Below are 11673 nucleotides of genomic sequence, written 5' to 3'. Positions count from 1 at the left end.
GTTGAGCAACACTCCCCTGGAGTAGCATTAACATGAGTATGCTTGTTTAATAATCTTTATTTTTCAGTATGATATCATGGGCTCCGCCTTCCCGAATACTCATGGGAGAAACAAGAGTGATCCTTGCTTTTTTCTGAAATTCCTCAATGGAAGCCGCCCCGCAGCTGGACATTGTGGACTTTATCTTACTGATCGTGACAGATAAATTATCCTTCAGTGCACCTGCATAAGGAACATAACTGTCAACACCTTCTTCAAAATGAGTATCTTTGCTGGCTGACATGCTGTAGCGCTGCCAGTTCTTTGCCCGGTCTGATCCTTCTCCCCAATATTCCTTTACATATTCATTGCCTCTTTTCAGCTTCTTTCCGGGGCTTTCATCAAACCTTGCAAAGTATCTTCCCATCATTACAAAATCCGCTCCCATGGCCAGGGCTATGGCAATGTGATTATCATACACAATTCCTCCGTCGGAACAAATGGGGATGTAGATACCGGTTTCCTCCATATATTTGTCCCTGGCAGAAGCAACTTCCAGTATGGCAGTCGCCTGACCTCTGCCAATCCCCTTCTGCTCACGTGTAATACAAATAGACCCGCCGCCAATTCCCACCTTTACAAAGTCTGCTCCTGCATCAGCCAGATAGCGGAAGCCTTCGGCATCAACCACGTTGCCGGCACCGATATATGCCTTGGGATAATTTGATTTTATGTAGGTAATGGCGTCATATTGCCATGTGGAATAACCATCGGATGAATCCAGACATAAGATGTCAGCGCCTGCTTCCAGCAGTGCCGGAACCCGGTCCTGATAATCGTAAGTATTAATTCCGGCACCTACAAGAAGGCTCTTCTTCTCATCGAGAAGCTCAAAAGGATTCTCTTTATGAGCTTCGTAATCCTTACGGAACACCATATGGACCAGCTGCTGATTCTCGTTGACGATAGGAAGACAATTTAATTTATTTGCCCAGATCAGGTCATTGGCTTCATTCAGGGAAATCCCATCCCTTCCTGTAATAAGTGATTCAAAAGGAGTCATAATATCACAGACTTTTTTATCCAGGGGATCCCTGCTTATTCTGTAATCTCTGCTCGTAATAAGTCCGGTAAGAATACCGTCCGATTTTCCGTTAGAGGTAACCGCTATGGTAGTATGCCCGGTATCCTCCTTCAGCCTCAGGATCTCATTCAAAGTGTGTTCCGGCGAAAGGTAGGAATCGCATACAACAAAGCCGGACTTGAATTTTTTTACTTTCCGTATCATTTCAGCCTGGGAATCAATGGTCTGTGCCCCATAAATAAATGACAGACCTCCGCACCGGGCCAGTGAGATAGCAAGTTTGTGATCGGACACAGCCTGCATAATGGCAGATACAAACGGAATGTTTAACCTTACGTGTGCTTCCCCTGGTCTAAATCTTGTAATAGGAGTGGTCAGATCAATTTTCTCAGGCATACACAGGGGAGTGGATAAATTAGGGATCAGCAGATATTCGTTAAAGGTTCTGGAAATTTCATTATATAATTTAAACATTTGAGACCTCTTTTCCTCCTGCTGCTTAAAAGATGCTTTTCAATTCGCCGAAATTATTGATGAGAAAGGTGGGGTTTTGCGCTTTCAGCTCTTCGTAAGAATTGTTTCCATAGGTTACACCACAGGTGTGGCAGCCTGCACCACGTCCCATCTGAAGGTCAAATACCGTATCCCCTACCACCAATGCCTCTTCCGGATCACATTTTTCCTGCTCCAGTATTAATTGTGCCATGTCCGGAGCCGGCTTTTTATTTTTTACGTCCTGCTCTCCGTAGATGCGGGAAATAAAAGGACTTACCTGTAAATGATCAAGCAACAGATGAAGAGCGTCCTTGCCCTTACTTGAGGCAACTGTAATAACTACTCCCTTTTGTGACAGATACTCTATGGTGCTCTTTACATCAGGAAACAAGGTAACACTTTCCATGCAGATATCCTGGTATTTTCTGCGGTATAAATCAATGGCATGATCCATCTCGCTGTCCGGGACTTTTAATACGGATGAAAAGGTATCCTTAAGGGGCAGCCCTATTTTTTCCTGTATGTCCTTCTCCCTGGCAATTCCATAGCCCAGTTCTTTTCCCGTGGCCTGAATTGTATTAACAATGCTGCTCTTTGTATCTGCTATTGTTCCGTCAAAATCTAATATTAAAAGCTTCATGTTCCATACCCTCGCATCCCTATAATAAATTACATTCATATTATTGTTTATTTCGTTCTTTTTCACTGCCATAGGTCATAATCAATTACCTGGATCTCTTCCAATTCATTATTAAGCAGATGTCTCAGATTTTTTTCCGGAAGTTCCTTCTCCACACCAAACTCTCCCAGCTTATAAGAAATGTTTTCATCAAACTGGTCCACCAGATCCTGCTTTCTGAAATAACGCCGGTTTTCCTCTATATACTCTTTTAAATGGCATTTTACAGAATCATTATAATATCCGTAGATCATGTTATTGAATTGCTCATGCACGATCTGATTATCAGAGATCAGGCGGTCCAGCTCAACCATAAGCCCAATACTTCCGAATGTGCGTCTCATTTCTTCAAATTCTTGTTTGTGAAGATGATTCTGAGATACGATAACATAAGAAATATTTCTGGTATTGTTTAAAACATCAAAAAATATTTTACTGTGTGCATGATTGATTTCCAGCTGGGATGAAACAATCACACGAATATCTTTGCTGTATTCGTTGCAAAGCAGTTCAATAATATAGGGGTTAGATACCAGAATATATTTAAATCCGGTGTCAATCATAGATTCAATATCTTTGCAAATCTCCTGATACCCCTCTACGGTGAATTCTCTGTTTTCGAAATGAAACATATCATAAGCATAACATAACTGATGCCTGCCGCTTATGCTCCTGGCCTCTTCCGGCGAGATTGCATAGTCCCTCGCTTCATGAAACAAAAAACAATCTTTTTGAAAATCCTGCTCAAATCTGGTCAAATAAATTCTGCCCTCTGACTCAGAGTCCATAAAGCTCTCATCCAAGTATAATGGTAGTAACATTTCACCCATTGGTACCTGCCCCCTTACTTATATTCTATACGCTGTACCTCACCAAAATTTAACTCTTTGATATACGGTAATTTTGTTATTCTGCTCTGCCACCTCCTGTTATTTTCAATATACTGTTCTCTCTTATCCTCCGGATAAATCAGTCCCTGGTCAGCGGCATGACGGCATAATGTGCAGTGCATGCAATTGTCCGTGTGAGCAGCAGAATACCAGAGTTTATTTTCCACCTGAGATATTTCAGGTATCAGCTCCAGCTGGTCTCTTGGATAAAGAGCCTGCTCCAAAGGGCCATCAGAGATGGTGGCATGAATGTTAGATTTGGAGCCATAGGTGCCTAATATTTCTTCCAGATGGGTTGTCCGGCTTTGCTCAATATATATTTCTATGGATTTCATGATCCATTCTGTCGTAGCCAGACGGTCCAGCAGTTTGAAATTTTTATAACCGATTTCCATGTATTTGGGAATATCAGCCGGAGCAATCCATTTTCCACTATATATTTCCTCTGGCCTTAAATTCCGGATATTCACACATTTATTTCTGTAATAGCTGAAGTATGGTGTTTTCGTTTCTTTATGCTTGCTGTGGGAACCCTGCATGCGAGTATGGCCTTTTTGCCAGGGGCAGTTTGAAATGTACAAATCATTTGGAATAAGCTTTAATAATAGATCAGTTTTCGAACGAATCCGGATCAGCTCTGCAAAATTCTTAATTAAATCATAATGCAGCGTTGCTTCATCAATGCCCAATTGAATCAGATATTCAAGTTCTTCCCAGGAACGTGTTTTTAAATTCACCGATGCTGATATTTTTAAAGCTGGCAGCTTCTGTTTTGTATATTGGATTAAATATGGATTGCTCAATGTTACCTTTCGTATTCCCAAATCAACTAATTTGTTGATAAATCTCAGATACCTTTCCTGATACTTTTCGGTAAATTCCTCGTTCATCAGGCCGTTATTATTGATGACATAATTAAAGTCAATGCCGGCGGCGTTCAGCTTGTCCAGGATTGCTTTCAATTCATTTTCCTGTTTCACAATATTTTGAGTCTGGGCGCGTCCCCCGCCAAAATCATCAATTCCCAAATTACCAAAATAGCTTTCAATATAATTCCCGTACATATAAAGCGATTGATCAATGAAATCCATATCTCCATTGTATGGTAGTGCAAATTTAATCATGAGACCCCCCTGGAAAACGTTTGATAGTTTAAGTAATTTCTGCTCCTTATAATACGCAATATTATATCATTTGCTTTTTGTGAAAAATATGAGTTTTCTCACATAAATCTGGAATTTAGGGAAGTTTTATAGTAAGATAAATTATAAAAAAGAGTTTGAAAGAGATTTGTCTATGAATATGAAAAAGGCGAACGAAACAATTCCCTCCTATGTCACTAATATCTTTTCTTTTGATATTACTCCATATGCCAAATGGAAAGAATTTCGGAAAAACGAATTAATATGCAGAGAAGGGGATGATTTATCTGATCTGGTATTTCTAATAAAGGGAAATGCCAAGCTTTTCCTGACTCATGAAAACGGAAAAGTTACCATCATTGATTTTTTTAAATCTCCAACCTTATTTGGGGAGATGGAATTTATGGGAGCGCAGAAATTTACCAATGGAGTCATTGCTTTGGATAAGTGCGTCTGCATCCTGCTGCCCCTAAGAGAGGTCAGCCATCTTCTAAAAAACGATACGAAATTCTTAAATTATCTGTGCCTGTTTTTATGCCGGAAGGCTCTGCGCAATACTTCAAATTATGCTACTAACCAGAATTATCCTCTGGTAAACCGTCTGGCAAATTTTATACTATTATCTGCAGACGGAGAAATCTATAACAGGAAACACACAGAGGTTGCGGAATACCTGGGTGTCAGCTACCGTCACCTGCTTCATGTGTTTTCGGTTCTATGTGAGGCGGATATACTGCAGCATATGGACAAAAAAAGATACAGAATTAAGGATTTTTCATCTCTTGCGACCATGGCTGTCAATGAAAACAGTTTATGACGATACAAAAAAAGATCCGATTCAGATATTGATATCTGAACCAGCTCTTTTATTGTATCTGTCTATTGAACGATTATAACTGTTTATCCTGCCATTTTTTCCGTTCTACCAGTCTTCCCATAAAAAATGCGATGACTCCCACTCCGATTCCCGTCTGAAGACAGAACAAAAGGCTTTCTATTTCCCCGGGAAGTTCTCCGCCTATGGCAGCTTCCAAAACGGGAGTAAACCATGGTTCATATTCCGAACCGCGGATTTCTGTAATCATCTGGCTTCCTGCATCATCCGATCCGCCGAACTCTGCTCCCTTTAATACAAACAAAGGAATAATGGCAATCAGACATACGAGAACCAGCAGCACTGCGATTGTCTGTTTTCTTTTCCTGCTCATTTTATTTTACCTCCCTTGTAAATCCTATGGCTTTTAACTCCGGAAGAGCATAAGTCTCAAGAGTCATAACGATGACTGTAGTGAGAATTCCCTCAATTACTGCAAGAGGCAGCTGAGTCGGTGCAAATACACCAAGGAATTTAACAGCAGAAGCACCAACGCCTCCTATTTCAGAAGGATAGGCTATGGCAAGCTGTAAACTGGTTACACAGTATGTAAATAAATCGCCTAACGTTGCAGCAAGAAAAACCGCCACCATTTTGTTTACTTTTAATACCTTACAAAGTTTATATATTCCAAAAGACACGAAAGGACCTGCAATTGCCATGGAAAAGGTATTCGCTCCCAGTGTGGTAAGACCTCCGTGGGCAAGCAGCACCGCCTGAAAAATCAAAACAATAATGCCCAGAATACTGACCGCCGACGGTCCAAACAAAATAGCGCCAAGACCGGTTCCAGTCATATGTGAACAGCTACCAGTCACAGACGGAATCTTTAATGAGGAAATGACAAACACAAATGCTCCTGACATGGCAAGAACTGTGATCGCCTTTCTGTTCTCCCGGAGCGTCTTCTGTATGGAAAAGAAGCCCGCAATGAGAAACGGCACACAGACTGCCCCCCAGGCAATACAATACCCTACTGGCAAATAGCCCTCCATAATATGCATTGCATAGGCACTGGGAACGATTCCAAATGTCAGTGCAAATGCAGTTGCAAGTTTCATGATACTTTTTTCTTTCTTACTCATTTTCATTCTCCTTCCAATAAAATAAGCACCTTACATCCGATGGTTCCCACACATCAGACTGGTGCCCTATGGGTAAATCTTTGTACTACAAAAAGACTTCCCGGCACCGGTCATCGCTCGTAACCGGATACTCCAAACAAAAAGGCAGGTCTTCTGACTCATGCATCAAACACAGCTGCTCCCTCTTCCCGGTTTCCCAGTGACTTATGGAGCCCTGCTCTGCATATACAGCGGCGGGACCGTAAGGGACTTTCACCCTTTTCCCTATTATCCTGCGGAGAATTTCACAGGCACCTTTTAGATAATACGCTTGTATTGTAACTGCAATACCAAATTCTGTCAACCTTCATACTGCCTGCTAAGCAGCTGGTTCAATTCTTTTGTATCCCTGAAATAAGGACTCATTTCCGGCAATATCCGGCATTTCACCAGACTGTCATAAACTTCCATTAAAACCGGCTTCTTTAGATTTCCCTGAGTTAAGATCACATTAGATGTCAGGATCTCTGTTACCGGACCATCGGCAATAATCGTTCCACCGGCAAAAACCACCGCCCGGTCTGCCCATTTATAGGCGAAATCCACATCATGGGTTGAAATCAGAAGAGTTTTCCCCATTTTTGTCATTTCATCAAGAACCTGTGTGAGTATTTCCACATTAACCGGATCTAAAGATGCAGTTGGTTCATCAAATATGATTACCTCCGGTTCCATGGCAATGATGTCTGCTATGCTTACTCGTTTCTTCTCTCCGCCGCTTAAGTAGTGGGGAGGGCGGTCTTTCAGCATCATTAAATTCATGGACTTTAACGCCATTTCAACCCGCTGTTTCACCTCTTCTCTGGATAGCCTTAAATTCATAGGTCCGAAGGATACCTCAGCAGAAACGGTAGATGCAATTATCTGATTGTCTGCATCCTGAAAAACAATTCCCACTTCTCTTCGAAGCTCATTTAAGTCTTTTTTCCCAATTATCTTTCCCTTATACCTGATTGTTCCCGTATCCGGGATCAGGACACCGTTCAGGTTTAAAAAGCAGGTGGATTTCCCGGCTCCATTGGAACCAAGAACTGCAATCTTCTCCCCTTTTCTCACAGACAGTGACACATCATGAAGTGCTTTACTTCCCGTGCCATAGGAATACGAAAGATTTTCTGCCTGTAAAAGTATTTCTTCCATCATCTGTTCCTCCTCGTTTTTACACCAGCCATATAAGCAGAAGAAATGCAACATAGCCCGCCGCTGCCGCTGCCTCCTTTGCTTTCACCGGCCTTTTCTCCTCCAGAAACAGAAGTTCGCCCTCATAACATCTGGCAGTCATGGCATCATAATACATCCCGGCCTTCTTTAATGAAACAATAAAAAGATTGGCTCCAATCCCTCCGAAAGACCTGCAAGACGTGAGGAAATTATGGTATCCCAGCCTGGACTCTGCCGCCTGTTTCATATGGAGCTGGACATCCATCATAACAAAAATGAACCGGTATATGAGATTCATCAGCTCCGATATCAGTTTGGGCACATGCAGTTTTCCAAGCAGATTAATGATCTCACTTGCCGGTGTGGAAAGTACAAGCATATACATGGCGCTTACGGCAGCCATTGCTTTTAAAATCAGCCGTGCAGCAAGAGCTGCTCCTCCGTCTGACAAATAAAGATAAAAGCCTGGCATGGTAATATAAAAGCGTCCTGCCGGCACATGAGATATCCCAAATACAATGGCAGCAGTTCCAAGAATTAAAAAAGTTACTGGTATCTTTAATAGGGCAAGATACTTCTGAACGGAAAGCCCTCCCATAAAAATCGTAATAATACCCATGGACAGAAACACTGTAACAGATACCAGAACATCTCCAGTTCCAATACAAAATAATAATGCGGCCATTGCCACAGCTGCTTTTAATCCAGGGTTTATTCCTTTTATTTGGGATTCATAAGCATAGGAATCTATGGTATTAATCGTTCTCACCTCCTTTTAAGGCTGATTATAAGCGATTAAGAAATCATCTGCAAGTACAGGTTTTTCCGGTATTTCTGAATCATTACCAAATTTATGAAAATATACCAGTTTTTGCGCGCTATTCAAGGAAAATCCATCATGTTATACTTAATTCCACAATAAGTTATGAAGGAGAACACGATGAAAAGAAGTACAAGAAAAGCAATCATGTGGACGATATCTGTTTTATTACTTTTTCTAATCAGCAACTACTGCACGAAAAATTCATTTGCGGCAAAGCCTGACAAAAGCACTTCCACTGCTCCCCAAAATTTAAATGCGGCTGATATTACCAGTAACTCACTCACCCTGACCTGGTCCCCACCCACAGGGGGTCTGGGAGTAAGAGAATACCAGATTTACAAGAATAATACTTATCTTTGCTCCACAACCTCAATTACATATACCGTTACCGGATTAACACCGGCAACTACTTACCAGTTTTATGTAAAAGCAAAAGATACCAAAAGAAATATATCTCCTGCCAGCAATACCGTTTCTGTTACCACTGCAGCACCCGCTTTACCTCCGGCAGAAACCCAGCCCCAATCCGGAAGAATTGTTGGCTACTTTGCTGCCTGGGAAGCCTACAGCGGCATTTGCCCCGATCAGATCGATGCCAGCAAGCTGACTCATATTAATTACGCCTTTGCCAACATTGGTCCGGATTTAAAGATTACCTTGGGATATCCGGATGTGGATCCCAATAATATAAGGCTTTTAAATTCATTAAAATTACAAAATCCAAATTTAAAAACATTGATTTCCGTTGGCGGCTGGAACTGGTCCGGAAGATTCTCAGACGCGGCTCTGACCGACGCATCCAGAAATGCCTTTGCAGACAGTGCGGTGGATTTTATCACAAAATATGGATTTGACGGCATCGATCTGGACTGGGAATATCCCGTAAGCGGAGGTCTGGCGACCAACACCAGAAGGCCGGAGGATAAACAGAATTTCACCCTGCTTCTTCAAAAAATAAGAGAAAAGCTGGATGCCCGCGGTGCCATGGACCAGAAGCACTATCTTCTCACCATTGCCGGGGGAGCGGATGCTTCCTACGTAAAAAATGTAGAAATGGCTAAACTGGCTCAATATCTGGATTACGCAAATATAATGACTTATGATTTGCACGGAACCTGGGATCCTTACACGGATTTACTGGCACCCCTTTATAATAACAATGATTCCTCACCCCAATATAAAGCAAGCGTGGACTCCGGAGTCACTGCATGGTTAAACGCTTCCTTCCCTGCCGATAAGCTGGTTATGGGAATCCCGTTCTATGGGTACCTGTACTCTTCCGTGAATAATTCCAATAACGGCTTATACCAGACATATGGCGGTGCCAACTCAATCAGCTACAAGGACATCAAGGCAAATTATTTAAACAAAACCGGTTATACCAGATATTTTCATTCTCAGTCAATGGTTCCATGGTTATTTAACGGAACAATCTTCATCAGCTACGAAGACCCACAGTCCATCGCTTATAAAACAGATTATATCAAATCAAAGAAGTTAGGCGGTGCCATGGTATGGGAGCTTGGTCAGGATTCCAATGGAGAGCTTCTTGACACATTATATAATGGACTAAAATAATTTCATGAATAGGAAAGCCGCTGCTTCGCAGGTATCATAACAAACCTGCAAAGCAACGGCCTTTTTATTACTGGTTTTCAGTCATCTGTTCTTCTGTCAAAGTAAATACCTGTCTCTTACGAGCCATTTCATCACTTTCCAGATACTCGTCATAAGTAGTAATTTTATCAATCAGCTGTCCGCCTACGATTTCCATAATGCGGTTTGCTGTAGTCTGTACGATCTGATGGTCACGGGAGGAAAAGAGGAGTACTCCCTGGAATTTCACAAGTCCGTTGTTCAATGCTGTAATAGATTCCATATCCAGGTGGTCTGTAGGCTCATCTAAAAGCAATACGTTGGCACCGGTTATCATCAGCTTTGAAAGCATACAGCGCACTTTCTCACCACCGGATAAAACGCGGACTTTCTTCACGCCGTCTTCTCCGGCAAACAGCATACGTCCAAGGAATCCACGGACATAAGTTGCATCTTTCTCAGGAGAGTACTGGGTCAGCCAGTCCACAATGGTATCATCGTTATCAAACTCTGCTGTGTTGTCTTTGGGGAAATAGCTCTGGGTAGTGGTGAGACCCCATTTATAATCGCCCTCATCTGGTTCCATCTCTCCGGAAAGGATCTTAAACAAAACAGTTTTCGCAAGCTCATTCGGTCCTACAAAAGCCACCTTATCTTCTCTGGTGAGTGTAAAGGAAATATGATCAAGAATCTTCACACCGTCAATGGTTTTAGTTAAATCATTCACGGTAAGAACCTCATTACCAATCTCCCGTGCCGGACGGAAATCGATATAAGGATATTTACGGCTGGAAGGTTTAATATCATCCAGTTCGATTTTCTCTAACGCACGTTTTCTGGAAGTAGCCTGCTTGGATTTGGAAGCATTGGCAGAGAAGCGCTGAATAAAATCCTGCAGCTCCTTAATCTTTTCTTCCTTCTTTCTGTTGGCTTCCTTCATCTGCTTAACCATAAGCTGACTTGACTCATACCAGAAATCATAGTTACCGGCATACAGCTGGATCTTGCTGTAGTCAATATCCGCGATGTGGGTACAAACCTTGTTTAAGAAGTAACGGTCATGGGAAACCACGATTACCGTATTCTCAAAGTTAATCAGGAACTCTTCCAGCCATGCAATGGCATCCAGATCCAAATGGTTGGTCGGCTCATCTAAAAGAAGTATATCAGGATTGCCAAAAAGTGCCTGTGCAAGAAGCACTTTCACCTTCTGGGCTCCGGTTAAATCCTTCATCAGTTTATAGTGTAAGTCAGTCTCAATTCCAAGACCGTTTAATAAGTTAGCTGCATCGGATTCCGCTTCCCAACCATTCATGGTTGCGAATTCTCCCTCCAGATCTGCAGCCTTAATGCCATCTTCATCCGTGAAGTCCTCCTTCGCGTAGATCGCATCCTTTTCCTTCATGATCTCATATAATCTGACATTTCCCATGATGACTGTATCAAGAACCTGACTCTCATCATATTTAAAATGGTCCTGTTTTAAGAAAGAAAGTCTCTGGCCCGGTGTGATTACAATATCACCGCCAGTAGGCTCCAGTTCCCCGGAAAGAATTTTTAAGAACGTGGATTTTCCGGCACCATTGGCACCGATTAAGCCATAACAGTTGCCTTCCGTAAACTTAATATTTACATCTTCAAACAATGCTTTTTTTCCAAGTCTTAATGTTACGTTATGTGCACTAATCATCTTAATTCCCTTTCTGAAATCTGGTTTTATTCCATATCGTAAGCTCTGCTTCTGATTTCAGCAAAGTCATGGCCGAAATCATCAAAATAGGGGTCTTTTGGCCCCTTTTCTGTCATCTCTCTTATTGTACATGAAA

Annotated in this window: 11 protein-coding genes and 1 riboswitch; of the genes, 2 read left to right on the top strand and 9 right to left on the bottom strand. The window is 42.0% G+C overall.

The window, feature by feature from the left end; translation table 11 throughout:
- Positions 1–46: 46 nt before the first annotated feature.
- The 4 genes from BXY41_RS00360 to BXY41_RS00345 form a co-directional block, all read right to left on the bottom strand.
- Positions 47–1537 (bottom strand): IMP dehydrogenase, encoded by a 1491-nt coding sequence (locus tag BXY41_RS00360; protein WP_104433433.1) that lies wholly within the window; start codon positions 1535–1537, stop codon positions 47–49.
- 25 nt (positions 1538–1562) lie between these two features.
- Complete coding sequence (locus BXY41_RS00355) at positions 1563–2198, bottom strand: HAD family hydrolase (RefSeq protein WP_170072117.1); 636 nt, start codon at positions 2196–2198, stop codon at positions 1563–1565.
- 62 nt (positions 2199–2260) lie between these two features.
- Positions 2261–3067: a hypothetical protein gene (locus BXY41_RS00350; RefSeq protein WP_104433429.1), complete on the bottom strand. Its 807-nt coding sequence runs from the start codon at positions 3065–3067 to the stop codon at positions 2261–2263.
- Positions 3068–3081: 14 nt separating this feature from the next.
- Positions 3082–4251: a U32 family peptidase gene (locus tag BXY41_RS00345; protein ID WP_104433427.1), complete on the bottom strand. Its 1170-nt coding sequence runs from the start codon at positions 4249–4251 to the stop codon at positions 3082–3084.
- A gap of 172 nt (positions 4252–4423) precedes the next feature.
- On the opposite strand from BXY41_RS00345, the gene yeiL reads away from it, so the two are divergent.
- Positions 4424–5086, top strand: a complete 663-nt coding sequence (gene yeiL / locus BXY41_RS00340; protein WP_104433425.1) for a transcriptional regulator YeiL — start codon at positions 4424–4426, stop codon at positions 5084–5086.
- A gap of 73 nt (positions 5087–5159) precedes the next feature.
- Here yeiL and BXY41_RS00335 read toward each other — a convergent pair whose 3' ends face one another.
- From BXY41_RS00335 to cbiQ, 4 genes are all read right to left on the bottom strand, one after another.
- Positions 5160–5477, bottom strand: a complete 318-nt coding sequence (locus tag BXY41_RS00335) for an energy-coupling factor ABC transporter substrate-binding protein (protein WP_104433423.1) — start codon at positions 5475–5477, stop codon at positions 5160–5162.
- Position 5478: 1 nt separating this feature from the next.
- Positions 5479–6228 (bottom strand): energy-coupling factor ABC transporter permease, encoded by a 750-nt coding sequence (locus tag BXY41_RS00330; protein WP_104433421.1) that lies wholly within the window; start codon positions 6226–6228, stop codon positions 5479–5481.
- 126 nt (positions 6229–6354) lie between these two features.
- A riboswitch (cobalamin riboswitch) is annotated at positions 6355–6541 on the bottom strand.
- 26 nt (positions 6542–6567) lie between these two features.
- Complete coding sequence (locus BXY41_RS00325; protein WP_104433419.1) at positions 6568–7407, bottom strand: energy-coupling factor ABC transporter ATP-binding protein; 840 nt, start codon at positions 7405–7407, stop codon at positions 6568–6570.
- Between the two features lie 19 nt (positions 7408–7426).
- Positions 7427–8197: a cobalt ECF transporter T component CbiQ gene (gene cbiQ / locus BXY41_RS00320; protein WP_242979999.1), complete on the bottom strand. Its 771-nt coding sequence runs from the start codon at positions 8195–8197 to the stop codon at positions 7427–7429.
- 171 nt (positions 8198–8368) lie between these two features.
- Here cbiQ and BXY41_RS00315 point away from each other — a divergent pair, with 171 nt between their 5' ends.
- Positions 8369–9829, top strand: a complete 1461-nt coding sequence (locus BXY41_RS00315; protein ID WP_207657045.1) for a glycosyl hydrolase family 18 protein — start codon at positions 8369–8371, stop codon at positions 9827–9829.
- Between the two features lie 67 nt (positions 9830–9896).
- On the opposite strand, the gene BXY41_RS00310 is transcribed toward BXY41_RS00315, so the two are convergent.
- On the bottom strand, positions 9897–11537 hold the full coding sequence (locus BXY41_RS00310) for an ABC-F family ATP-binding cassette domain-containing protein (RefSeq protein WP_104433414.1): 1641 nt from the start codon (positions 11535–11537) through the stop codon (positions 9897–9899).
- Between the last annotated feature and the right edge of the window lie 136 nt (positions 11538–11673).

The organism is Lacrimispora xylanisolvens (assembly GCF_002934545.1).
GTDB classification, from domain to species: domain Bacteria; phylum Bacillota; class Clostridia; order Lachnospirales; family Lachnospiraceae; genus Lacrimispora; species Lacrimispora xylanisolvens.
The sequence above is the reverse complement of the archived record's forward strand: the minus strand, read 5'-3'. Positions and strand labels throughout refer to the sequence as shown.